General features: G+C 62.8%; 21 protein-coding genes. 8 read left to right on the forward strand and 13 right to left on the reverse strand.

The genetic code is table 11. From position 1 onward, the window contains the following. Window positions 1-3,441 (reverse strand): PAS-domain containing protein (locus KBB36_RS08065; protein WP_290978517.1); only part of this gene is annotated, 3,441 nt, incomplete at its 3' end. A gap of 116 nt (window positions 3,442-3,557) precedes the next feature. Between KBB36_RS08065 and mtgA the strand changes: the two genes are divergently transcribed. Further along, window positions 3,558-4,253, forward strand: coding sequence for a monofunctional biosynthetic peptidoglycan transglycosylase (gene mtgA, locus KBB36_RS08070; RefSeq protein WP_290978519.1), 696 nt, complete (start codon window positions 3,558-3,560; stop codon window positions 4,251-4,253). Here mtgA and KBB36_RS08075 read toward each other — a convergent pair. Both KBB36_RS08075 and KBB36_RS08080 read right to left on the reverse strand, forming a co-directional pair. After that, window positions 4,240-4,581 (reverse strand): plastocyanin/azurin family copper-binding protein, encoded by a 342-nt coding sequence (locus tag KBB36_RS08075; RefSeq protein WP_290978520.1) that lies wholly within the window; start codon window positions 4,579-4,581, stop codon window positions 4,240-4,242. The genes mtgA and KBB36_RS08075 overlap by 14 nt on opposite strands. Then, window positions 4,581-5,387, reverse strand: coding sequence for a DUF4394 domain-containing protein (locus KBB36_RS08080; RefSeq protein ID WP_290978522.1), 807 nt, complete (start codon window positions 5,385-5,387; stop codon window positions 4,581-4,583). Before KBB36_RS08080 ends, KBB36_RS08075 begins: the two co-directional genes overlap by 1 nt. 152 nt (window positions 5,388-5,539) lie before the next feature. On the opposite strand from KBB36_RS08080, the gene KBB36_RS08085 reads away from it, so the two are divergent. Both KBB36_RS08085 and KBB36_RS08090 read left to right on the forward strand, forming a co-directional pair. Next, window positions 5,540-7,054, forward strand: coding sequence for a malonyl-CoA synthase (locus tag KBB36_RS08085; protein ID WP_290978524.1), 1,515 nt, complete (start codon window positions 5,540-5,542; stop codon window positions 7,052-7,054). A gap of 100 nt (window positions 7,055-7,154) precedes the next feature. Beyond that, on the forward strand, window positions 7,155-8,321 hold the full coding sequence (locus KBB36_RS08090; RefSeq protein ID WP_290978526.1) for an aminotransferase: 1,167 nt from the start codon (window positions 7,155-7,157) through the stop codon (window positions 8,319-8,321). On the opposite strand, the gene KBB36_RS08095 is transcribed toward KBB36_RS08090, so the two are convergent. Continuing rightward, window positions 8,296-8,706, reverse strand: coding sequence for a DUF2000 family protein (locus KBB36_RS08095; RefSeq protein ID WP_290978528.1), 411 nt, complete (start codon window positions 8,704-8,706; stop codon window positions 8,296-8,298). The two genes, KBB36_RS08090 and KBB36_RS08095, sit on opposite strands and share 26 nt — an antisense overlap. Before the next feature lie 85 nt (window positions 8,707-8,791). Here KBB36_RS08095 and KBB36_RS08100 point away from each other — a divergent pair, with 85 nt between their 5' ends. Next, window positions 8,792-9,622: an AraC family transcriptional regulator gene (locus tag KBB36_RS08100; protein WP_290978530.1), complete on the forward strand. Its 831-nt coding sequence runs from the start codon at window positions 8,792-8,794 to the stop codon at window positions 9,620-9,622. Here the strand turns inward: KBB36_RS08100 and KBB36_RS08105 are convergent. Together KBB36_RS08105 and KBB36_RS08110 are read right to left on the reverse strand one after the other, a co-directional pair. Then, window positions 9,582-10,523 carry a 2-dehydropantoate 2-reductase gene (locus KBB36_RS08105; RefSeq protein WP_290978532.1) on the reverse strand — a complete coding sequence of 314 codons (942 nt, stop codon included), beginning with the start codon at window positions 10,521-10,523 and terminating at the stop codon, window positions 9,582-9,584. The two genes, KBB36_RS08100 and KBB36_RS08105, sit on opposite strands and share 41 nt — an antisense overlap. Next, on the reverse strand, window positions 10,520-11,176 hold the full coding sequence (locus tag KBB36_RS08110) for a TIGR02466 family protein (protein ID WP_290978534.1): 657 nt from the start codon (window positions 11,174-11,176) through the stop codon (window positions 10,520-10,522). The genes KBB36_RS08105 and KBB36_RS08110 overlap by 4 nt, the downstream gene beginning before the upstream one ends. A gap of 89 nt (window positions 11,177-11,265) precedes the next feature. On the opposite strand from KBB36_RS08110, the gene KBB36_RS08115 reads away from it, so the two are divergent. Continuing rightward, complete coding sequence (locus KBB36_RS08115; protein WP_290978536.1) at window positions 11,266-12,018, forward strand: DUF4197 domain-containing protein; 753 nt, start codon at window positions 11,266-11,268, stop codon at window positions 12,016-12,018. A gap of 80 nt (window positions 12,019-12,098) precedes the next feature. Beyond that, on the forward strand, window positions 12,099-13,307 hold the full coding sequence (locus KBB36_RS08120) for an acyl-CoA dehydrogenase family protein (protein WP_290978538.1): 1,209 nt from the start codon (window positions 12,099-12,101) through the stop codon (window positions 13,305-13,307). Window positions 13,308-13,309: 2 nt separating this feature from the next. On the opposite strand, the gene KBB36_RS08125 is transcribed toward KBB36_RS08120, so the two are convergent. Continuing rightward, window positions 13,310-14,536, reverse strand: a complete 1,227-nt coding sequence (locus KBB36_RS08125; RefSeq protein WP_290978540.1) for a GAF domain-containing sensor histidine kinase — start codon at window positions 14,534-14,536, stop codon at window positions 13,310-13,312. Window positions 14,537-14,745: 209 nt separating this feature from the next. Between KBB36_RS08125 and KBB36_RS08130 the strand changes: the two genes are divergently transcribed. Both KBB36_RS08130 and KBB36_RS08135 read left to right on the forward strand, forming a co-directional pair. Further along, window positions 14,746-16,173: a DUF1217 domain-containing protein gene (locus tag KBB36_RS08130; protein ID WP_290978542.1), complete on the forward strand. Its 1,428-nt coding sequence runs from the start codon at window positions 14,746-14,748 to the stop codon at window positions 16,171-16,173. A 128-nt stretch (window positions 16,174-16,301) separates the two neighbouring features. Continuing rightward, on the forward strand, window positions 16,302-18,023 hold the full coding sequence (locus tag KBB36_RS08135) for a DEAD/DEAH box helicase (protein WP_290978544.1): 1,722 nt from the start codon (window positions 16,302-16,304) through the stop codon (window positions 18,021-18,023). Here the strand turns inward: KBB36_RS08135 and KBB36_RS08140 are convergent. From KBB36_RS08140 to KBB36_RS08165, 6 genes are read right to left on the reverse strand one after another with little or no spacing between them, the layout of a single operon-like run. Then, complete coding sequence (locus tag KBB36_RS08140) at window positions 18,008-19,150, reverse strand: amidase (RefSeq protein ID WP_290978546.1); 1,143 nt, start codon at window positions 19,148-19,150, stop codon at window positions 18,008-18,010. The two genes, KBB36_RS08135 and KBB36_RS08140, sit on opposite strands and share 16 nt — an antisense overlap. 13 nt (window positions 19,151-19,163) lie before the next feature. Continuing rightward, window positions 19,164-19,826 (reverse strand): isochorismatase family cysteine hydrolase, encoded by a 663-nt coding sequence (locus tag KBB36_RS08145; RefSeq protein ID WP_290978548.1) that lies wholly within the window; start codon window positions 19,824-19,826, stop codon window positions 19,164-19,166. Between the two features lie 4 nt (window positions 19,827-19,830). Then, complete coding sequence (locus KBB36_RS08150) at window positions 19,831-20,754, reverse strand: ABC transporter permease (protein WP_290978550.1); 924 nt, start codon at window positions 20,752-20,754, stop codon at window positions 19,831-19,833. Next, window positions 20,751-21,836, reverse strand: a complete 1,086-nt coding sequence (locus KBB36_RS08155; RefSeq protein ID WP_290978552.1) for a hypothetical protein — start codon at window positions 21,834-21,836, stop codon at window positions 20,751-20,753. The genes KBB36_RS08150 and KBB36_RS08155 overlap by 4 nt, the downstream gene beginning before the upstream one ends. Continuing rightward, the gene (locus KBB36_RS08160; protein ID WP_290978554.1) at window positions 21,833-23,395 is read right to left on the reverse strand and encodes an ABC transporter ATP-binding protein; all 1,563 of its coding nucleotides are present in this window, start codon (window positions 23,393-23,395) and stop codon (window positions 21,833-21,835) included. The genes KBB36_RS08155 and KBB36_RS08160 overlap by 4 nt, the downstream gene beginning before the upstream one ends. A 26-nt stretch (window positions 23,396-23,421) precedes the next feature. Continuing rightward, a complete protein-coding gene (locus tag KBB36_RS08165; protein WP_290978556.1) occupies window positions 23,422-24,414 on the reverse strand; it encodes a BMP family protein in 993 nt (330 codons plus the stop codon). Window positions 24,415-24,488 lie beyond the last annotated feature (74 nt).

Genomic DNA, 24,488 nt, shown 5'->3' on the forward strand with positions numbered 1-24,488 from the left:
CTCCAGGCTGGCAGCGGCAAAGCCGGGCAGCGGCGTGGTGGTCGGCTGCGGCGCGGCTTCGGTCATGGCGCGCGGCACGGTGATGGCAAAAACCGAGCCATGGCCGAGTTGCGAGCGCAACGTGACCGGGCTATCCAGCATCCGCGCAACCCGCTCCACAATCGCCAGACCAAGCCCCAGGCCACGTTCGCCGGCATCGGCCTGCTGGTTATCCAGCCGGGCGAATTCCTGAAAGATGATCTCGCGCTTGTCAGGCGGAATGCCGGGGCCGTTATCCCAAACCTCGATCCGCACGCTATCGCCCAGGCGCCGGCAGCCGATCAGCACGCGGCGGCGCGGATGGTCCAGGCGGCTATAGCGGATCGCGTTGGCGACAAAATTCTGCAACACGCGGCGCAGCAAGGCTGGATCACTCTGCACCGTCAGTTTGGTCGGCAGCAGCTTCAGCCCCACACCGCGCTTGGCTGCCAGCGGGGCAAAAGCCGCCACCAGAGAGCCGAGCAGCGGTTCCAGCGCCACCGGGCGCGGTTCAGGCCGCACCGCGCCGGCATCCAGCTTGGAAATATCCAGCAGCGCATCCAGCAAGGCCTCCACCGCGCCCAGGCCATGATCAATGCGCGATACCAATTCGTTATCGGCCTCGCGCTCGGCCAGCGCAGCCGTGAACAGCCGGGCGGCATGCAAAGGCTGCAACAGATCATGGCTGGCGGCGGCGATGAAGCGGGTCTTGCCCAGATTGGCGGCTTCGGCCTCGGCGCGGGATTTTTCGAGTTCGGCTGTGCGCTCGGCAACGCGGCGTTCCAGGCTGGCATAGGCGGCGCGCAAGGCGGCGTCGGCGCGGCGCCGCTCGGTGATATCCTGATACATCAGGAAAAAGCCGGCAATGTTGCCGCTGGCATCACGATGGGGAATGTAGGTGCCATGCGCCACCTCGATTTCCGCGTCGTTGGTGGGAAATTCAATTTCAAAACTCTGCCGCCGCCCGGCCAGCACCGCCTCGATATGCGGCTTCAGGCGGTTATAGCGTTCAGCCGTCAGCATCTCGCGGATCGGCCGGCCGTCGATCTGTTCCTGCGGCAGATTGAGGGCGCGGCGGAATGGCATGTTGGTGAACCGGTAGCGCTCGTCGCGGTCGACATAGGCGATCAGCACCGGCACGTTATCGGTATAGACGCGGATGGCGCGCTCGGAATCGCGCAAGGCTTCGGCGGCGCGCACCCGGTCGGTGATGTCGGTGCAGGTGGCGACAAAGCCGCCATCCGGCATCGGATCGATGCGGATTTCCAGCACGGCGCCATCGCCGCGCACACGCTCATGGATGCGGGTGCCAAGCTGGCCCGGTATGGCGCTGAGCGGCAGTTTGCGGCCATCGGTGGCAAGGATATTGGCCAGTTCCGGCGCGCCATGGCTGGCCATGGCCTCCACCCGTACGCCGATTTCGGCCAGGCTTGGCGGCAGATCAAGCAGGTCGAAGAAGCGCTGGTTCCAGGCCGCCAGGCGGCGCTCGCTGTCAAACACGCCGATACCCTGGCCGATATGATCCAGCGTGGTGCGCAGCAGGTCGAGATTGTAGCGGATGGCTTCAGAGGCTTCGCCCAGCATGGCGCGGGCGGCGCGTGGGCTGAGCATGCCCTTGGTTTGCGCCGAGGCCATGACGATGCGCGCCGAGGCCGCGCCGATGGCGCCGCTGAGCAGATGTTCGGTGAAGGCCACGGCTTCGGTCAGGCTCATGCGGCGATCACCAAAAGCGCGCTGTACCCGCTCCACACCCAGGAAGCGCACTGCCACGGCGCGAAGTTCCTCAATACGCGGATCATGCAGCGGCGCTTCGTCCACCGGCGGCACTGGCGTGTCGCTGCCGGAAACAAAGATTTCCGCCTGCTCCAGATCACGGCTGCGCGGCACTGCCAGCAGCGATACCAGCACCAGCAGCAAGAGGTTCACCACCTGGCATGCGATGAAGCCCTGCAGCGTCGGATCAAAACCATCCAGCGGCGCCGGCAGGTAATCGGCCAGCGGCGGCTGCATTGCCTTGCCGCGTTTGGCACCTTCAATCGAAGGCAACAGCAGGGTGTAAAGCCACATGGCGAAGCTGGCGCTGAGGCCGGCGATTACGCCATACCGATGCGCGCCGCGCCAATACAGGCCAAGCAGCAAGGCCGGGGCGAAATTGGCCACGGCGCAGAACGAGATCATGCCGATCGAGGCCAGCGGCAGATGGCCGGCAATCCACGAATGGTAGATGTAAGCCAGCAGCAGGATCACCACCACGGCGCCGCGCCGCACATTCAGCACCAGGCGGCCAACCTGGCCGGAACCGCCGGCGCGCGAGCGTAGCAGGAAGGGGGTGACCAATTCGTTCGACACCATGATGGAAAGCGCCATACAGGCCACGATCACCATCGAGGTGGCAGCCGACAGGCCGCCGATGAAGGCAAAGGCTGCCACCGCCTGCTGGTCTGCCAGCAGGGGCAATGTGATGACAAACAGATCGGGATTGGCGCCCTTTTCCATCAACAATATGCCGGCAGCGGCCAGCGGCACCACAAACAGGTTGATCGCCACCAGGTAGAGCGGAAACAGCCAGCGCGCGGTTTGCAGCGAAGCCGGGTCGCCATGCTCCACCACGGCAACATGGAATTGCCGCGGCAGGCAGAGGAAGGCGAAGCCGGAAAGCACCGTCATCACGATCCAGTTGCTGCCGAAGCCGGCGCTCAGCCTTTGGGCCAGGTCGGGCGCATTCACGATGCTGCTCAGCAGCCGCACCGGACTGTCAAACAGGCCAAACACCACATAGCAGCCCACCAGCAGCAGGGCAGCCAGTTTGACCAGCGATTCAAAGGCAATCGCCAGCATCATGCCGCGATGCTGCTCGGTCGCCTGCACGCTGCGCACACCGAACAGGATGGTGAACAAGGCCATGATGGCGGCCACGAACATCGAGGTGTCGCGCCAGGGCGGCGGCAGGCTGGCATTCAGCAATTGCGCCACATCGCTGCCGACAAGCACCTCAAAAGTGACGGTGACCGCCTGCATTTGCAGCGCGATATAGGGCAGCACGCCGATCACGGCGGTGAGCGTGGCCAGCACCGCCACGGCGCGGCTTTTGCCATAACGCGAGCCGAGGAAATCGGCGATGGACGTGACATTCTGCCGGCGCGACACCACGATCATCTTGCGCATCAGCGGATAACCCAGCGTGATCGCCAGCACCGGCCCGACATAGATCAGGATAAAATCGGCACCCACTGTGGCAGCGCGGCCAACCGAGCCGTAGAAGGTCCAGGAGGTGCAATAAATTGCCAGCGACAGGGAGTAGATCAGCGCGCCGGTGCGGCCGCTATACCAGCGCGGGCTGAGCCGGTCGCCGGCATGGGCGATGGCAAAGAGCAGGCCGAGATAGGCCAGCGACAGCAGCAGAATTGCCGTGCCTTGCAGCATCCGGCCAGAACCCTCCCCGGGGATTGTTGGTATTTTGCCGCAGTAAACCCCCGCACCAGGCCGGAGTCCAGCCCATATGGCTTGAAAAAGCTGTTTTAAGCCTGTTGGTTAGGGCGATGCGTCGCATATTGGCAAAGCTGTTCCGTTTCGCCCTGCTGGCTGCCGGCTTTGTGCTGGGGCTGTGGCTCCTGGGGTTACTGACTTATCGCTGGGTTGATCCACCGGCCACGCCGCTGATGGGTTTGCGCGCCCTGGCCGGCGAAACCATCCGGTATCGTCCGCTGCCGCTGATCCAGGTGGCGCCCAGTCTGGCCCTGGCCGTGGTGGCATCCGAGGATGCGCGTTTCTGCCAGCATGCCGGCATCGATCTGGGCGCGGTGCGCGATGCCATCGAGGATTATCAGGAAAGCGGCCGCCTGCGCGGCGCCAGCACCATCACCATGCAGGTGGCGCGCAATCTGTTTCTGTGGCCGGGCGGCGGCTTTGTGCGCAAAGGGCTGGAAGTGCCGTTGGCGCTGGCCATTGATGCCTTGTGGCCCAAGCAGCGTATCCTGGAAATCTATCTTGGCATCGCCGAAATGGGGCCAGGACTGTTTGGTGCTGAAGCGGCGGCGCAAGCGCATTTTGGCCGGCCGGCAGCTGCGCTGACCGCAGCCCAGGCAGCCCGGCTGGCGGCCATCCTGCCCAATCCGAATCTATGGAGCGCCGCCCGGCCCACCGCCTATATCGAGCGCCGGGCCGCCCACATCCAGGGCCGCATGGCGCAGCTTGGCCCGGCGCAGATCAATTGTTTCCGCGCTACTGAACGGTGATTTCTGCCCGCATCTTGGGATGGATGCGGCAGCGCACTTCGTAAACCCCGGCCCGCGCAAAAGGCACTTCGGTTTCGGCGCCAGGCTCCTGCAACCCGATATCAAAGGTACCGCCCGCCGTCGGTGAATAGACGTTATGGGCAAAGGGGTCCTTGTTTTCGAACACCACCTTGCCGCCGGCTGCGATGCGCGCCTTGGCCGGCGTGAAGGCGATGCCCTGCTGCCGGATCGTCGTCTGGCTGGCCTGGCCGACGCTGGCGCCCGGCAACCAGGCCAGGGCCAGCGCCGCCACCAGCAGCAGGTCGCGGCGTTTGAGCAAAGCCGGCATTAGCGCAGGCTGCCCACGGCGATATCGATGAGCGCCACGCTGCCATCGCCGATGGCGCCGGCCCGGCTCAGCTTGCCGGTGCCGACATCGAAGCGATAAAGCATGCCGCCGATGGTGGCAAAGCCGTGATACTCGTCCTTGCTATCCGTGAAGATGTCCATGCCGGCCAGCGCCATGCCCTTGCCCAGCTTGACCGGGGCGATGGTGCGCAACTGGCCGTCATTCGGCGGGTCCTGCACGATATAGGCCGCGTTGGCGCTGTCGAATTCAAACAACTGCGTCTGCTTGGCGCCGGGGAAGGAATTGATATAGGCCCCGGCGGTCACGTTTGGCATCTTGCCGGCGGCAGCATCCTTGCTCGAATAGGCCAGTTTGCCGTCCACGATGGTCTGGCCAGTTTCGACATTGACGCGGAGATTCTGCCCGGTCGAGCCAATCACGCGCAGGCGGTCGGCCTGCGGGTTGAAATCCACCACCAGATGATCAATGGCTTCCAGTGTCACGCTCAGCTTGGCGCCGGCTGTGGCCGCGCCGGTCTTGGTGTCGATGGTGTAAAGCTGGCCGCCGGAGGAAACGCCATACAGCGTGTTATTGGCCGGGCGCAGATCAATGCCCAGCAGTTTGCCTTCAACGCCCTTGATCGGCAGCGTCTTGACCTTGCCCGGGGCCTTGTCGGAGAACAGCATCAACTCGTTGCGGTTGTTCAGGCCGATCAGCTCCAATGCCTGGGCTGGGCTGGGCAGCGCCAGGGCGCCGGCGGCAAGCCCCAGGGAAAGCAAGGGAGCGGTGAGCAGGGACGTGCGCATGAAAACCTCCATTATGCAGTGTGAAAATATCACATCAGTTACGGAGATTCCCAGCGGGTGGATCAGCCTGAACCTTGCCATTTTGCCCCTGCTTGGTCGTAATGGGCGCCGCAAGTTCAGTCCCCAGCGGGGAAAATAAAGAGAAGACCGGGATGCATCACAATCTTGTTAGCTTGATCCAGGCACGGGTCGCCGATGCGGCGAAACCATTTCTGGAGGCCGAAGATGGCCGCGTATTCACCTATGCGGAGGCGTTCCGCTTGGCGAATCGCTTCGCCAATACCCTGGTACGGCTGGGGGTTCAGCCCGGCGACCGGGTGGCGGTGCAGTTGGACAAATCACCCGAGGCGCTGATCCTGTATCTCGGCGTGGTGGCAGCGGGTGCGGTCTATCTGCCGTTGAATGTTGGCTATACCCTGGCCGAGCTGGAATATTTTATCGGCGATGCCGAGCCGCGTGTGGTGGTGGGCCGGCCCAAAGGGGCGGAGGAACTGGCCGCGCTGGCGCAGAAACTGGGCGTGGCGCATTGCCTCACGCTCGGCAGCAAGGCTGATGGCACGCTGATGCAGGCCATTGAGGGCGCTGCCGACAGCTTCACTATCGTGCCGCGCGGTGCCGACGATCTGGCCGCGATCCTCTATACATCGGGTACCACCGGGCGTTCCAAGGGCGCGATGCTGAGCCATCGTAACCTGTTCTCCAATGCCGAAACGCTGCAAGGCTACTGGCGCTTCACTGCCCAGGATGTACTGCTGCATGCGCTGCCGATCTTCCACACCCATGGCCTGTTTGTGGCCACCAATGTGGTGTTGCTGAGCGGCGCTTCGATGCTGTTCCTGCCGAAATTCGATGCCGATCAGGTGATCCGGCTGCTGCCACGCGCCACCAGCATGATGGGCGTGCCGACTTTCTATGTGCGCCTGCTGGAGCATCCGGGCCTGACCCGCGATCTGGTGCAGCATATGCGGCTGTTCGTCTCCGGTTCGGCGCCGCTGCTGGCTGATACGCATCGCGAATGGGAAGCCCGCACCGGGCATCGTATTCTTGAGCGTTACGGTATGACCGAAACCAACATGAACACCTCCAATCCCTATGACGGCGAGCGCATTGCCGGCACGGTGGGTTTCCCGCTGCCGGATGTGGCGCTGCGCATTGCCGATCCGGAAACCGGCGCGCTGCTGGCCCAGGGCGAGATCGGCATGATCGAGGTGAAGGGCCCGAATGTCTTTCAGGGCTATTGGCGCATGCCGGAAAAGACCAAGGCGGAATTCCGCCCGGATGGTTTTTTCATCACCGGCGATCTCGGTAAGATCGACGACAAGGGCTATGTGCATATTGTCGGCCGCGGCAAGGACCTGATTATTTCAGGCGGCTACAATGTCTATCCCAAGGAAGTGGAAACCGAGATCGATGCCATGCCGGGTGTGATTGAAAGCGCCGTGATCGGTCTGGCACACAAGGATTTTGGCGAGGGCGTCACCGCCGTGGTGGTGAAGGACAAGGCAGCGGCGCTGGATGAGGCCGCCGTGGTCAAGGCGCTGGAAAGCCGGCTGGCCAAATTCAAGCAGCCCAAGCGCGTGATCTTTATGGACGACCTGCCGCGTAACACCATGGGCAAGGTGCAGAAAAACCTGCTCCGCGATCAGTTCAAGGACTTGTACAAGTAAGCTGCCCGCCGCGTCATTGCCGGGCCTGACCCGGCAATCTCTTGGACCCTCGGGTCAAGCCCGAGGGTGACGACGGGCGCTGTAGCACAGGATCAGCGTGATGAATCCGATTTTCGCCGATATCCCCACCACGATTTTTGAAACCATGTCGCGTCTGGCGCGTGAGCATCAGGCGGTTAATCTGGGCCAGGGCTTTCCCGACGATCCGGGGCCGCTGGATGTGCGCCAGAAAGCCGCCGATGCGGTGGTGCATGGCTGGAACCAGTATCCGCCGATGATGGGCATTCCGGAACTGCGCCAGGCCGTGGCAGCGCATTACCAGCGGTTCCAGGGCCTGGAACTGGATTGGGAAACCGAGGTCATGGTCACCTCGGGGGCCACCGAGGCACTGGCCGATGCGCTGATGGCGGTGGTGCAGCCGGGCGACGAGGTGGTGCTGTTCCAGCCGATGTATGATGCCTATCTGCCGCTGGTGCAGCGCGCCGGCGCCGTGCCGCGCTTCGTTACGCTGAAGCCGCCGCATTGGCGCATCACCGAGGCTGACCTGCGCGCGGCCTTCTCGCCCAAGACTCGCGCCGTCTTGCTCAACAATCCCCTCAATCCGGCCGGCAGCATTTTCCCGCGCGAAGACCTGGAATTGCTCGGTCGCTTCCTGATCGAGCATGATGCCATCGCGATCTGCGATGAGGTTTGGGAGCATGTGATCTTCGATGGCCGACAGCATCAGCCGCTGATCGGTCTGCCCGGCCTGCGCGAGCGCTGCATCAAGATCGGCTCGGCCGGCAAGATTTTTTCGCTCACAGGCTGGAAGGTCGGCCTGGTGGTGGCGGCGCCGAAAATCATGCGCGTGCTGGCCAAGGCGCATCAGTTTGTCACCTTCACCACGCCGCCTAATCTACAGGCCGCCGTGGCCTATGGGCTGATGAAGGATGACGACTATTTCATCGGTATGCGCGCCGAATTGCAGGCGGCGCGGGATCGTTTTTCCAAAAGCCTGGCGGATGCCGGCTTCAATGTGCTGCCAAGCCAGGGCACCTATTTTGTCAATGTTGATCTCGGGCCTGGCGTGGATGATGCCGCCTTCTGCCAGAAGCTGGTGGCCGAGGCCGGCGTGGCGGCGATCCCGGTCAGCGCCTTCTATGCTGAAAGCCACATCCGCAGCGTGGTGCGGTTCTGCTTTGCCAAACGCTTTGACACTTTGGATGCGGCAGCGGAACGCCTGATCGGCTATGCCGGCAAGATCAAGGATGCAGTTTCATCCCCTTGAGAATCTTGTCCACCAGCTTGCGCTCGGCATGCAGGGCCATGCCAACCAGTGGCAATGCGTCGGCATTGCAGGCGGCCACTGTTGCACGGTTGGCGGCATCAAAGCCGGTGCTGAACATCGGCTCGATATAGATCGCCAGCGGCACCTCGCGCTCCAATGCCCTGGCATGGGCGCGGGTCAGGTCAGCCGCTTCACCGGCAAAAACCAGCACCGGCTGGCCCAGCAGGCGGGCATAGCCATTGCCGGAAGCATCGCGATAAGGCTGGCCGAGCAGGTCGGGATTGGCGCCGGTGATGCCGCTGGTCAGGAAGGCGGCAACATTGAGTTTCTGCCAGGTGGGCAGGTTGGCGCGCAGCGCCAGGGCGATTTTGGTATCGAATTGCATGGTCGGATTCTAGCCTCTTGGGCCAGGCAGGGTCTTGTATGGATGTGATCTTGCAAAGCTTTTGCGAAGCCCCCAGAATTCGGCCATGAACAATGCGCAGCCTGGTGAATGGGTGCGGCTGCTGGCAGATACCACAGCCGGGGTGGAGGCTTTGCGCGCCCGGTTTGTGCGCCATAGCTATGATCGCCACAGCCATGAAACCTATGCCATCGGCATGACCGAATGCGGCTCGCAGAGTTTCCGCTGTCGGGGCGCCATGCATCGCACCCGGCCAGGGGCGCTGATCCTGTTCAATCCTGCCGAAGTGCATGACGGCCAGGCCACCGATGCCGGCGGCTTCACTTATCGCATGCTGTATCTGCCGGTGAGCGTATTACGTGATTTCGCTGCGGAGGTCGGTGCCGGCGATGCAAGCGAGCCGCTTTTTCTTCAGCCGCTGGTTCAGGATGTGGAAACCGCCGGCCTGGTGGCGGCGGTGTTTGACAGCATGGCGGCGCAGGGTGGCCGGCTGGGGCGCGATGAGGCCCTGCTGGCCATGCTCGGCCAGTTGCTCAAGCGCCATGCCGGGTTGCTGCCGGCCGTAATGCCGGGAGAGGCGCCAGGCCTGTATCGGGCTCGCGAACTTCTGGAATCCAGCCTGCTGGAGGATATCGGCATTGCCGATCTGGCGGCGGCGGCCGGTATCAGCCGGTTCCATCTGGCGCGCAGCTTTCGCAAACGCTATGGCCTAAGCCCCAGTGAATATCGTCGCCAGCAAAGGCTGCGCGCGGCGCGGCGTTTGATCATTGCCGGGGCCGGGCTGGCCGAAGCGGCCGTGGCGGCCGGTTTTGTCGATCAGGCGCATTTCACCCGGCAATTCAAGGCTAGCTACGGCGTCAGCCCCGGCCGTTGGCGGAAAGCTGCAAGGCCGCAGTGATGAAGCCATGCGTTGGCGCCGGAACGCCAAGTTCGCCGCCAAGCCGCGCCACGGTGCCGGACAGCCAGGGTAGTTCCAGCCGGTTGCCGCGCTCCAGGTCGCCGAGCATGGAGGATTTGGTGCCGGCCGGCATCTTCTCGGTGGCAGCCAGGGTCTTGGCGGCATGGTCTGCGGCCAGCGCCACGCCCTGGGCGCGTGCCACAGCGCAGGCTTCCTCCAGTGCTGCCAGATAAAGCGCGCGTGTCTGCGGTTCGGCCAGGATCGGGCCGATGGCGCTGCGGGTCAGCGCGGTGATGCCGGAGAAGCTGGCCAGGAAGACATATTTCTCCCAGATGGCGCGCTGGATATCGGCAGGGACCACCAGATCAACCCCGGCAGTTTTGGCAATGGCAGCAAAATCGCTCAAGCATTGGCCCAACATCGGATTCTGTCCTGGCTGCACTTCGCCAAGCTGGAGGCGGGCCAGGCTGCCGGTATGTTTGATCACGCCGGGCCGATCGATGATGGCGGCGATCATCGCCACGCCGCCCAAGGTGCGGGCTGCGCCATAGGCGGCGCTCACCTTGCCCACCGCTTCGATGCCGTTTTGCAGCGACACGATGGCGGTATGCTCGCCCACCAGCGGCCGCGCCGCTGCCAGCGCGGCATCGGTATCCCATAATTTCACCGCCACCAGCACCAGATCAACCGGGCCGCCCAGGCTGGCCGCATCATCGCTGGCGCGTACCTTCACGCCGCTCAGCGGTCGCACGCTGCTTTCAATGCTGAGGCCGTTCTCTTGCAGGGCCTTGAGATGCGCGCCGCGCGCCACAAACACCACATCAACGCCCGCCGCTGCCAGCAGGCCGCCAAAATAGCCGCCCACACCGCCCACACCAATCACTGCGATCCGCATGTTCATGTTCCCTTGCCGCGTTTGCCGCCAGCCGGCGGCGCCTGTTCCCAGGCATAGTTGAAGCTGATCGAAACCCGCTCGCCTTTCACATCGCTGGCCGGCACTTCATGGCGCAGCCAGCTTTCAAACAGCACCAGATGGCCGGCCCGGGCGCGATGCGTCACAAACGGGCGCTTCGCCGCCGGTGCGTCAGCGCGGCGCGGCGGCGCTGCCATCAGCAGGACCAGGCGCGGATCTTCAAATTTCAGCGGCGCTGCGCCACGCGGGGTCTGCACATAATAGGTGCCGCTGATGAAGGAGAGCGGATGCAGATGCGAGCCATGCATCACCTGGGCTGGCATGATATTGACCCAGCAATCGGTCATCATCAGGCGGCGGCCACGCATATCGTAATCCAGTGCCTTGGCATAGCGTTGCGCATGTGGGCGCAAGGCGCGCTCCAATTCGGCGAAAAGCGGCGAAATCAGGTGCAGCCGGCAATGGCTGCCATAGGATGTGTAGCCGCCGAGATAGTTTTTTTCGCTCCAGGCCTGGCCGGCGCCATCGGCATCGGCCAGGGCCATGCTTTCATCCAGCAGGCGCTGGTTAAGCAACGCCACCCCCTTGGGTTTCAGGGCGGCGGCGTAGATTTGGGTCGGGAACAGGCTGCGTATCGACATAGCTTGGTTTTCCGCTCTGCGGCGGCACCTGTCAACCGATGCCGGCTTGGGTTAAACTGGTTCAAGGACAAACCCGGGAGTGAAATGCCATGCGTCGCCTTGCCATCGCCGTTGCCATGCTGGTGCTGACCGCGCTGCCCGCGCAAGCGCAGATGCTGGCGCAGTTTAATCTGCCGAAGAATCTGCCGGGTAATCTGGGCAGCAGCATTCCTGGTTTGGGCGGCACGGGTTCGGCGGGCAAGCTCAGCGATGCCGATGCCACAGCCGGTTTGCGTGAGGCGCTTAAGGTGGCCGCCGAGCGCACGGTGGGCCAGGTCGGCAAGGCTGATGGTTATCTCAAGGACCCGGCGATCCGCATTCCGCTGCCCGGCATGCTGGCCAAGGGCAAGACCCTGTTGCAGGCGGTGGGCGGCGCCGGATTGGTGGACGATCTGGAAACCCGCATGAACCGTGCGGCCGAAGCGGCGGCGCCGAAAGCACGGGAGATTTTTGTCAAGGCGATCACGGATATGACCTTGCAGGATGCCCAGGGCATCCTGAGCGGGCCACAGGATGCCGCCACGCAGTATTTCCGTCGCACCACCAACCAGCCGTTGACCAGCGCGATGCGGCCGGTGATTGATGGCACGATGCGCGATGTGGGGGCGTTACAATCCTATCGTGCGGTAACGGATAAGCTGTCGGCCCTGCCTGGCGGCGGCGTTGGCGGCCTGGATATCACCGACCATGTGCTGCAAAAGGCGCTGGATGGCCTGTTTCACTATATCGCCCAAGAAGAGGCGGCAATCCGCAGCAATCCGGCGGCGCGCAGCACGGAATTGCTGAAAAAGGTTTTTGGCTGAGTTGACGTTGCGTCAGCATTTCGCCGCGTCGGTGAAAAGCCCTATAATCGCCCCAAGCAGAAAAATGCCGGGAGCAAGCCATGGACCTGAATTTCTCGCCCGATGAACTGGCCTTCCAGGCCGAGGTGCGCAATTTCATTGCTGATAATTTCGACGACGAAATGCGTGCGGCCATGGCCCGCACCCGCACCGGCTATATCGCCAAGCATCTGCATCAGCGCTGGCAGGAGCGGCTTTCGGCCAAGGGCTGGCTGGCGCCGAATTGGCCGGTGGAGCATGGCGGGCCGGGCTGGACGCCGACCGAGCGTTTCATTTACGAGCAGGAAATGAGTGCCGCCGGCGCGCCCATCGTGGTGCCATTCGGCCCGCGCATGCTGGCGCCGGTGATCATGAAATTCGGCACGCCGGAACAGAAGGCCAAGTATCTGCCCGATATTCTGGCCAGCCGGGTATGGTGGTGCCAGGGTTATTCCGAACCCGGCTCAGGGTCTGACCTGGCCTCGCTGCAAATGAAAGCCGAGGACAAAGGCGACCATTTTCTCTGCAATGGCAGCAAGATCTGGACCTCGGAAGCCCAGCATGCCGATATGATCTTCTGCTTGGTGCGCACGGCGCAGGGCAAGAAACCACAGGAAGGCATTTCCTTCCTGCTGATTGACATGAAATCGCCCGGCATCACCGTGGCGCCGATCATCACGCTTGATGAACCGGGGCCGCATATGCAGGAGGTCAACCAGGTTTTCTTCGACGATGTGAAAGTGCCGAAGGAAAATCTGGTCGGCGAACTGAACCAGGGCTGGATCTGCGCCAAATATCTGCTGGAATTTGAACGCGGCAATGCCTATTCCGGCAGTCTCAAGCGTGGCTTGAAGCATGTGCGCCGCATGGCCCGCGCTGAAGCGGGCGCACATGGCGCGCCCTTGATCGAGGATGCCGATTTTGCCGCCCGGCTGGCGCAATGCGAAATCGAGATCATGGCTTTGGAGATGACAGAGCTGCGTGTGCTGGGCCAGTTCAAGAGCGGCCAGAATGTTGGCGCGGCCTCGTCGCTGCTTAAGACTCGTGGCACTGAATTGCAGCAGATGGTGACCGAACTGGCGGCCGAGGCGGCGGGCTATTATGCGCTGCCATTCTCGCCGCAGGTGGAAGGCTCAAACCAGCCCGGCATCGGCCCGGATTACACCGATGGTGTGGCGCCGCGTTATCTGAACATGCGCAAGGTTTCGATCTATGCCGGCTCGAATGAAATCCAGCGCAACATCATGTCGAAACTGATTCTCGGCTTGTAGTTTCAGGCGGCCTGGAAGCGGGTCCAGAAGCGGCTGCCCTGGCCTTCGATACTCTCGAAGCCGATGCTGCCGCCCATCGCTTCCACCAATCGTTTGCTCAGCGCAAGCCCAATGCCGGTGCCAGGAATGTTGCCGCTTTCGCGGCCCAGGCGATTGAACATCTGAAATGTCTCGCCCTGGCGCGCCGCTGGTATGCCCGTACCGGTATCGGCGACATAGAGCAGCACCCGGCCATCCTCATCATGCTCACATCCCACCTCGATGGCGCCGTCTGGGCGATTATACAGGATGGCATTGCGGATCAGGTTGCCCAGCACCTGGTTCAGATGCTGAGGATCAAGTTTCAGGTTGCAGGTGCGATTGCAGATATGGAAGCCGATTTCCAGGCCATGCTGATGGGCCAGCGCGCGATGCCGCTCGACTGCCTGTAGCAACACCTGCTCCACGTCGATCCGCGCCATCTGTGGTGCAACATTGCGGCGCTCAAGCGCAGCCATGTCCATGATGCCGCTGACCAACCGCAGGATGTCGCCGCCGCCGCGCCGGATTGCATGCAGATAATCGCGCTGCGATTCGTTGAGCGGCCCCACTACATTTTCGCTGAGTAATTCGGAGAAGCCGAGCACGGCATTCAGCGGGGTGCGGAATTCATGGTTGATTGAATTCAGCAGCAGGTTTTGCGCCTGCTCGGCCCTCGCTCGGGCCTCGGCATGCTGCTTGGCATCAAGCTGCTGCTTGTGCAATTCGATCTCGTCGCTCGCCAGCAAGGCCAGTTGTGCCAGCAGGCCAAGCTGGTGCTGACTGATCTGGCGCGGCACAGTGTCGATCACGCAAAGTACGCCAATGCGATGACCATCTGCCGCCTTGATCGGCATGCCGGCATAAAACCGTATGAAAGGCACATCCAGCACCAGCGGATTGGTGGCAAAACGTGGATCAGCCAGCGCATCCTCAACCACAAAGGCCGCATCATCCATGATGGCATGGGCGCAGAAGGCTATGCAGCGACTGGTTTCTGTCGTTTCCAGGCCGCGATGGGATTTGAACCATTGCCGTTTTTCATCCACCAGCGAAACCACCGCAATCGGCGCCTCGATCAACTCGGCGGTCAGTTTCGTCAGGCGCTCGAAGCGCGGATCGATGCTGGTATCGAGTATGCGATAGCTGCGCAGGCTGGCCAATCGCTCGGCCTCATTCTGCGGGATCGGGTAGGATGGGTTTTGGTTCATGGTCGGGAGCGTCTCTGTTGCCTGCGCCTTTCCTACCCTAGGAATGCGGGTATTTCGCGTTACTTTGCGCTCATGCCGATAAAGATTTGCCGAATGTGTTGGATCATCTCCAATCACGGTAAAAGCCTGGTAAATGCTCTCGTGTAACAGCCTGTTACCGTAACAATATATAACTCCGGCCTTCTGCCTGCTCTGGTTAGGCTGGCGGCATGGAACTTGATCTCAGCCTGCTCTATTCAAGCAGCGCCAGCAGCAGCGGCAACAGCAGCTCTGCGCTGGCAATGTACAAGAAGCTGCAACAGACTGCGGCAGCCAATGAAAGCAGCGGCAGTAGCAACGGCGATGCCGCCGCGCTGCAAGAGCAGATACGGCAGATGAACAATGCCGCAATCCGCGTGCGCAATGCGCAATACAAGCAGGATAATGCGGTTGTTGCCAATGATGCACTCTATTTCCAGAACCGCGCCGCCTCGGCTGAAACGGTTGACGAACTGATCAATGATGATCGTTTCCTACGCGTGCTGGCTGAAGCCAACGGCATGAGCGATCTATACCTGAGCAACAAGCAGCGCCTGAAGGATGTGCTGAGCAGTGATCTCAATGATCTCAATTCGGTGGCGCGCCAGGGCAGCACCAAGGAATTGGAACTGGCGAAGAAATACAATTTCGGCGCCAGCGGGGATCTCACTGATCTGAACGGCAATCTTGTTGGCTATGATGCAGCCGGTGTTTTGAGTAACAGCGCCAATGTGGAGCAAGCCTTGCCGGCCGGCCTGGCCAAGCTGCGCAATGTGGCGCTCAGCCTGAACGGCCAGGCGGTGCTGAATAGCAGCGGCGCCATCGTCAGCAATGGCAATCTGGCCAGCAGCGATGCCGCCAGCTTCAGCAGCAGCAAGACGAAGGTTTTGTTGAGCGAAACTGCCGCGCCCAGCACCAGTGAAGCCGATGCGGCCTATGAGTTTGACGGCCAGGACTATCAGATATTCATCAAGCGCAGTGATGTGCAGCGGGAAGTGACATATTTTGAGGAGACTATCGGCAGCATCAAGTCGATTGATGACCTCTTCGCCAACCGGCGCCTGCTCGGCTTTGTGCTCAGCGCCTATGACCTGGAGGGTGAGGAGCAGAATCTGGGCAAGATCCGCAAGATCTTGGAAAGTGATCTGAGCGATGTGAATTCACTGGCCAATCGCTTCAGCGATAGCCGCTTCCTGACCCTGGCCAAAGACATGAATATGGCGGTGGCCGGCACCAGTACGCTGACCTCTGACAGTATGAGCAAGACGCTGGTGGAGAAATACCAGCGGCTGGAATATGAGCGCCATCTTGACGAAGAGGCGCCAGGCGTGCGTGCTGCCATTGAATTTGGCCGCCGGATCAAGGATGCCACATCCACGGTCAGCCTGCTGGCTGATTCGGTGATGCGCGAGGTGGTGACGGTGGCGAATGCGATCCCGCAGGAAATCGCCTACCAGGAAGAGGATGCCCAGGTGGCGGCAGTGGAGGCCAAGGTTGACCTGGCGGAGTTGAAAAGCGACAGCAACGCAGTGGAAAAGTTGGTTTCGCGCTATCTGGTGCTGAAAGACAGCGGTTCCAGCAGCGGTTCGCAAAGCTATTTGCTCAATTTGTTCTCATAGCTTCCCTGTATTGGCGATTTGACGCCGGGCCACGAAAAGCCTACAAGTCCGCTCCCGCAGGCGTTTTGCCTGCCCTGATGCCCGGCTTTGCCGGTGCGTATCGCGTGGATTGCCCGAAAGTTTCGACCATGAATACCTATGATAGCGTGACGCCGGCTTTGGCCCGGGCGTTGGCGGCGCGTGGCTATGAAAGCCTGACGCCGGTGCAGCAGGCCGTGATTGCCGCCGATGCCGATGGCCGCGACCTGCTGGTTTCGGCGCAGACCGGCTCCGGCAAAACCGTGGCTTTTGGCCTGGCGATGGCGCCCACCATGCTGAACGGCGCCGAGCGCTTTGAGCGCGGCAGCCTGCCGCTGGGCCTGGTGGTGGCGCCGACGCGCGAACTGGCCTTGCAGGTCTGCCGCGAACTGGAATGGCTGTATGAATCGACCGGTGCCCGGGTGGCATCCTGCGTCGGCGGCATGGATATGCGCCAGGAGCGTCAGGTTCTGTCTGGTGGCGCGCATCTGGTGGTGGGCACACCTGGCCGTTTGCGTGATCATATCGAGCGCGGCTCGCTGGATATCGGCTCGTTGCGCGCCGTGGTGCTCGACGAAGCCGACGAGATGCTTGATCTCGGCTTCCGCGAGGACCTGGAATATATCCTGGATGCCGCGCCGCAGCAGCGCCGTACATTGCTCTTCTCGGCCACCGTGCCGCAGCCGATTGCCGCCCTGGCCAAGCGTTTCCAGCGTGATGCGCTGCGCATTTCCACCGTGCAGGAACGGGCGCCGCATGGCGATATCGAATATCGCGCCTTGCAGGTGGCGCCGAGCGAGCGCGAGAATGCCATCATCAATGTTCTGCGCTATTTCGATGCGCGCGGCGCCATGGTGTTCTGCGCCACCCGCATGGGGGTGAACCATCTCAGCGCCCGCCTGGCCAATCGCGGTTTCGATGTGGTGGCGCTGTCGGGTGAGCTGACCCAGAATATCCGCAGCCAGGCGCTGCAATCGATGCGCGATGGTCGCGCCCGCATTTGTGTTGCCACCGATGTGGCGGCGCGCGGCATCGATCTGCCGGAACTTGATCTGGTGATCCATGCCGATCTGCCGGCCAACCGCGAGGCTTTGCTGCATCGCTCCGGCCGCACCGGTCGCGCAGGGCGCAAGGGGCTTTGTGTGCTGATGGTGCCGCATAACCGGCGCCAGACCGCGCAGCGCCTGATCGGCGCGGCCAATATCCGGGCTGAATGGGGCAAGCCGCCCAGCGCCACCGAAGTGGCGGCGCAGGATCGTCAGCGCATTCTCAATGATGCTACACTCAGCGCGCCGCTGGCACCGGAAGAAGCCGAGTTTGCCCGTGACCTGCTGGCGCTGCACAGCCCGGAACAGATTGCCGCTGCCTATCTGCGTTTGCAGCAGGCCAACCGGCCGGCGCCGGAGGAATTGCTGGAAGCCCTGCCCGAGCCGCGCCTGCGCGATGCGCCACAGGGCCGCTCCGGCGAGCCAAGGCCGTCGCGCGAGAGTTTTGCCGGCGGCGCCTGGTTCAGCATTTCAGCCGGCCATAAGCAGAATGCCGAACCGCGCTGGCTGCTGCCGCTGATCTGCCGTGTGGGCCATCTCACCAAGCGTGATATTGGCGCCATCAAGGTATTCCATGGCGAAAGCCATTTCGAGGTGGCGGCCGATGCCGCCGAGCGTTTCTGGGACCAGATCGAGCGCCATGGCACCGGCGAAAATCTGCGCATCGCCAGGCTGCAACAGCCCGGCCAGGTGGCGGATGCGCCGAAGCCGAAGAAGCTGAAAAAGCCGGATTGGGACAAGCAGAACAAGAAGAAGTTCCGCAAGCCGGCTCAAGACAGGGCTTGAGCCACGGCGAAAGCCAGCAGGGCTTCATCCTGCCCAGGCCCAGCGATGATCGACAGGCCGAGCGGGCAGCCAGCCAATTCGGCCAGCGGCAGGCTCAGCGCCGGCAGGCCGGCATGGCCGGCAAGGCTGGTGAGGCAAAGGGCTGCGCGGTAGAAGGCGCCACGCGCCGGGCCATCACTGTTCAGTGCCAGGGCTGGCCCCGGTGTGCTGGGCAGCACCAGCGCACAGCCGGGCTGCAATAATGCCTGCAATCTGGCAGCGTAGCGGGCGCGGTGTGGCTGCCAATAGCCAACCTGCTCGGTGCTGATCGCCAGCGCATCGGCGAAGCGCGGCGCAATGCCAGCGCCAAATCGCGGCTTGGTTTCAGCGATCCAGTCGCCCAGGCTGGCCTTGATCTCGGCGCCTTGCAGCACGCGATAGCATTCAAGCCAATCAGCTTCCTGGCCGTCGAAAATTGTCACCGCTTCACCCAGCCACGGCAGCATGGCGGCTGCGGCCGGGTCGGCCAGGGCATAGGCATCCACTGCGTGATAAAGCCGCGTGATCGGCACTGGATTTGTCATCTCGCTTTGCAGCAGCACGCGGCCGGCAGCGGCCAGATGGCGCGCATTGCGGGCAAACAGCCCTACCGTGTCGTAGCTCGGCGCAAATGGGATCACCCCATCCATCGGCACGCGGCCATGGCTCGGGCGAAAACCATAAACACCGCAGAAACTGGCCGGCACCCGCACCGAGCCGCCGGTATCAGTGCCGAGCGCCAGATCAACCAGGCCAGCCGCCACCGCCACGGCCGAGCCGCTGGATGAACCGCCGGGCAGGCGATCCGGGCAGCGCGGATTAAGCGGCGTGCCGTAATGCGCATTCTCGCCTTCCAGGCTGAAGGCCAGTTCGTCGGTGATGGTTTTGCCGCGCAGCCTTGCGCCATTGGCCAGCAGGCGTGCCACGGCGGCGGCATGGCTGGCGGCCGGGCTTTGGGCTGCGGCCCAATCCGGGTTGCCGCCGCCGGTGACATGGCCGGCCACATCGATCAGGTCTTTCACGGCAAAGCTCAGGCCATGCAACGCGCCGCAGCCAGTGGGTTCGGCGCGGCAATCGCTACCTGGCAGATAGGCGCCGTAATCGTGCATCAGGGCGCCACAATCAGGCCAGGGCGGGCAGAATCGATGCCACAGGCGCGGTCCAGCCAACAATGCCGCCCTGGGCGCGGATCATCGCCAGAGTGGCGGCTTTGAATTCCGGGAAATAGCTTTCTGTGGCATCTTCGGCCAGCAGGCATTCATAGCCGCGATCATTGGCTTCGCGCATCGTGGTCTGTACACAAACCTCGGTGGTGACGCCGGCAAAAACCAGATGATTGACCCCGGCGCGGCGCAGGATGTCACCCAATGGGGTGGCATAGAAGGCGCCCTTGCCGGGTTTCAGGATCACGGCTTCGCCGGGGATTGGCGCCAGTTCCGGGATGATGTCGTTGCCCGGTTCGCCATCCACCAGGATGCGGCCCATCGGCCCGCTATCGCCAATTGTCAGGCTGCCGCGCCCGCGCTGGCGCTTCGAGGGCGGGCAATCGGACAGATCGGCGCGATGGCCCTCGCGGGTATGGATCACCGGCAAGCCGGCGCGGCGGAAACCATCGATCAAGGCCGCCACGGTGGGGATGATTGCGGTCAGCAAGCTCACGTCATTGCCCAGGGCGGCGCCGAAGCCACCCGGCTCGACAAAATCGCGCTGCATGTCGATCACGATCAGCGCCAGTTTGCCGCTCGGGAAATCAAATGCATAAGGTTGAGCATCGATGCTTGGCATAGTGTCATTTTCCGCGCTGGAAGGGCAGGGTGAGCGCGGCCGGCGGATCAAGCCGGCCCACCACGCCGGCCACCGCCAGCAGCGCCAGAATATAGGGCAGCATCAGCAGCAAGGCGGTAGGTACATTCACACCCATCGCCGGCAACTGGAATTGCAAAGCCGTGGCGGCGCCAAACAGCAGGCAGGCGCCAACGGTGCGCCACACTGTCCAGCCGCCGAAGATCACGGCGGCCAGGGCCAGATAGCCGGCGCCGTTGGTCATGTTTTCGGTGAAGGTGTTGATATCTGCCACGGAGAGGAATGAGCCGGCCAGACCTGCCATCACACCGGTGATCAGCACCGCCTGAAAGCGCGTGCGTGCCACCGGAATGCCTGCCTTGTCGCCGGCGCGCGGATCGTCGCCCACGGCGCGCACGGCCAGGCCGAAAGACGTGTATTTCAGCATCCACCAGATGCCGGCGACACAGGCCAGGCCAAAATAGACCAGCAAGGATTGCTGAAACAGCGCCGGGCCGATCAGCGGCAGGTCACTCAGGCCGGGAATGTTCAGCTTGGCCAGGCCGGGAATCTGCTCACGCGACAGGCCGCCGAAAATGATGCGGTAGAGCAAGGTGGTGGCGCCCAGCGCCAGAATGTTGAAGCCAATACCCACCACAAGCTGGTTGGCGCGCAGCCGCACACTCAGCACGGCTTGCAAGGCGGCAACCGCCAGGGCGGCCAGCATGGCGCAGACAATGCCGAGTGCCGGGATGCCGGTGCCCCAGGCGCCCAGCGCACCGAAGAAGGCCGCGGTCAGCATCATGCCTTCCAGGCTGAGATTGAGCACACCGGCGCGTTCGCTGACCAGTTCGCCGGTGGCAGCCAGGATCAGCGGCATAGCCAGGCGTAAAGTCGAGGTGATGAAGACAGGCAGCAGGTCGACTATCATTTCGCCTCCCCGGACAGCCGTTCAGCCAGAATGACCGAACCGGCAACACTGATCACGATCAGGCCCTGGATAACTAGGGTGAGCGCGGCCGGCACCTGGGCGGAAATTTCCATCGAGATGCCGCCCGAGCGCAGGAAGCCGAAAAACAGCGCCCCCGCCAGCACACCCACCGCCGAGCCGCGTGACAGCAGGCCGACCACTAGGCCATCGAAGCCGTAGCCCGAGGAGAAGCCAGCCTTGAGGTAGTATTGTTCACCCTGAATCATGCTGGCGCCGGCCATCCCGCCAAGTGCGCCGGCAATGCCGAGTGCCGCCACCAGCAACCAGTCGCAAGGCATGCCGGCGCGGCGTGCCGCCAATTCATTCAGGCCAACAGCGCGCAGCCGCAGGCCGAAGCTGGAGCGTTGCAGCAACACAGCGGTGGCGATGGCGGCCAGCAGACACAGCAGTAGGCCGATATGCAGTGGCGATTCTGGATCGGGGGTGAGTGCGGGCAATTGTGTGCTGGGCGGGATCGGCAGCGATTCCGGCAGGGTGGCCGAGGAATTGCGCGGCTGGCGCAGCAGATTGTCGGATTGCACACTCCAGTAGACCAGCAGCAAAGCGATGAAGCCAAGCAGCAGGGTGGAGATCACTTCATTGGTGCCGAAGCGCACTTTCATCACGCCGGCAATAGCGCCCCAGCCGGCGCCGGCCAGCGCACCGGCCAAGAGTGGCAGCAGCACCGCCAGGCCAAGGCCCAAATCCTGCACGCCGCCATAAAGCGCCACGGCAGTGGCAGCGATGCCGCCCACGGCGATCTGGCCTTCACCGCCCACATTGGTCAGGTTGGCGCGATTGGCGATGATGAAGCCGAAGCCGACCAGGGCCAGCGCCACGGCGCGGTTGACCGAGGCACCAAAGGCGAAGGGCGAACCGATGGCGCCATCAATGAAGGCTTCCACCGCATCCGGCACCGAACGACCGGATAGTGCTATCATCAGCAAGCCCAATAGCAGCGCCAGCAATGTGGCGCCGAGCGGCACTGCCAAACGCAGGGCGGTGCGGGAGATTTGTTGCCGGTCGATCACAAGCGCCGTCATGCTGCATGCCCCGACATCAAGGCGCCGATGGCTTCACGCTGATCCATCCGTGCCGGCTTCTCGCCGATTACCCGGCCGCGATACAGCACCAGGATGCGATCGGAGGCGGCGATCAATTCATCCAACTCGCTTGATATCAGCAGTACGCCAACACCGCGTGCCGCAGCGGCACGGATCTGGCGATACACGGCTTCCACGGCGCCGATATCCAGGCCGCGCGTCGGCTGGGCCGCCAATAGGAAAACAAGCGGGTCGAGGGTCAATTCACGCGCTAGCACCGCTTTCTGCTGGTTGCCGCCAGACAGGCCGCCAAAGGCCACTTCGGCGCTGGCGGCACGCACATCGTATTCCTGCATCAGGCTGCGCGCCGCATCGGTTAGCGCGCGACGTTGCAGCATGCCGAAGCGGGTGAATTGTCCCAGCTTGTTGAGGAACATGTTCTCGGCCACATTCATGCCGGTGACACAGGCCACGGCATGGCGATCCTCGGGTACGATCCCGCCGCCTGCGGCGGTAACGGCAGCCGGACCGGCATCGGTCATATCCTGTTCGCCGATATGGAACCGGCCGGCGCTGGGTTTGAGCAGCCCGGCCAGCACGCGGCCCAGCTCGGATTGGCCATTGCCCTCCACGCCGGCCAGGCCGATCACTTCGCCGGCCCGGATTTCCAGGGTAAAATTATCCAGCCGCACCGCGCCGCTGCGGTCCTTCACGGTCAAACCGTTGCAGACCAGGGCAAAGGGGCGTGGCTTTTCAGGGTCTACCGCCAACGGCTTGATATCGGCCAAGCTGGCCTGGAGTGCGCTTTCCAGCGATACGACTTCACGGCCCACCATGGCGCGCACTAGATCGCCCATCTGGGCCTCGGCCATGCGTGCCGTGGTGATGTGGCGCCCACCCCGCAGCACGCTCACCTTGTCGGCCACCTTGGCGATTTCGGCCAGTTTGTGTGTCACCATGATCACGGCGCGGCCGTCATCGGCCACACGGCGCACAATCTCCAGCAGGGCGCCGATTTCCTCCGGCGGCAGCACAGCGGTCGGCTCATCCAGCACCAGCAGGCGCGGCTCGCGCATCAGGCATTTCACGATCTCGACGCGCTGGCGCTCACCCACCGACAAGTCGCCGACGATGGCATCCGGATCGACCACCAGATCGTAGCGCCGGCTCAATTCGCGAATCCGTTCGGCGTAGGTGTGATGCGCCAGGATGCCCTTGGCCTGGCCCAGCATCAGGTTTTCCACCACGCTCATGCGTGGCACCACGCTGAAATGCTGATGCACCATGGCGATGCCGCTATTCAGCGCTTCGGCCGGGCCGGCCGGCAGCCATTCGCGGCCGGCATAGCGCATGAAGCCGCTATCGGGCGCATGGGTGCCGAAGATCAGATTGCAGAGCGTGGATTTGCCGGCGCCGTTCTCGCCCAACAGGCAATGTACTTCGCCGGCATGGAATTCCAGGCTGATATCGGCCAGGGCCAGCAAGCTGCCGAAGCGCTTCGATACGGCTTCCAGCACCAGCAGCGGACGGGCATCTGCCGCTACTGGTGCTGTTTCCATCGCGCTCGCCTCGGCCAGAGCTGGCATCAGGCGTCGAGTACTTTGATCTTGCCCGAGAGCAGGTCTTTCTTGATCTCTTCCAGCTTGGCCTTCATTGCCGGCGTGCCGCCGCCGCAGATCACGATATCCGAGGATTTCGGCCCCATTGCCAGACCGAAAGGCTTGAATTCCGGTTTCCAGGTGCCGGCCACAGCCTGTTCGATGGCGTATTCCACCTGATAACCCACGCCGGTGATTGAATAGGCGATATAGAGCGGGTCCGTGCCGCAACGATCCGTGTAGCTGCCGATGATATGCGTGCCTTTCTCGCGCGCCGCCTGCTCCATGCCGCGCAGGCCGAGATTGAGAATGTGGTAATGCACATCGGCGCCCTGGGCGATGGCGGCCAGGGTTGCCTCCTTGGATTTCGCCACGTCGTCGAAATCGCCAGTGTAATTCTCAAAATACTTGATGGCCGGATTGATGTATTTGGCGCCGTTGCCGAATTCCTTGCCGGTATTGACGATGGCGGGAATTTCCAGGCCGCCGACATAGGACACAGCGCCGTTCTTCGACAGCATGGCTGCGGCGGCACCGGCAACAAAGCCGATTTCGGCCTGGCGCACATCGTAGCCCGAGACATTAGCCGGTTTGTTTGGATCGGCATTGCCGCCGACGATGGCAAATTTCTTCTTGGCGAAGCGCGGCGCCACTTTCATCACCGATGCCTGGGTCTGGCCGCCAACACCGATGATTAGTTCGTTCTTGCCGGCCAGCGCCACCAGCACCTGTTCCATCTCGCCGAATTTCACATTCTCGATGAAGCTGATCTTCACCTTGTCGCCGAGTCTCTTTTCCACCGCCTTGAGGCCGTCATAGCCGGATTCCATCCAGCCCTTGTCGGATTTTGAACCAGGGATCAGCACGCCCACGGTGAGCGGCCCGGCAGCGCGGGCGGGCAGGGCCCAATGACCCAGCAGCGTAACGCCGGCAGCGGCGGCACTGCCCTGCAAAAACCGGCGACGATTGGAATGCAGCATGACTTCCCCCTTCGGCACGGGCGCTGCCGGCATTGGCGGCGCGCGGTAGTGCTGAACAGGATTGCAATCAGCAT

Origin of the sequence: Ferrovibrio sp., from assembly GCF_017994015.1 — a bacterium.
Lineage (GTDB): Bacteria > Pseudomonadota > Alphaproteobacteria > Ferrovibrionales > Ferrovibrionaceae > Ferrovibrio.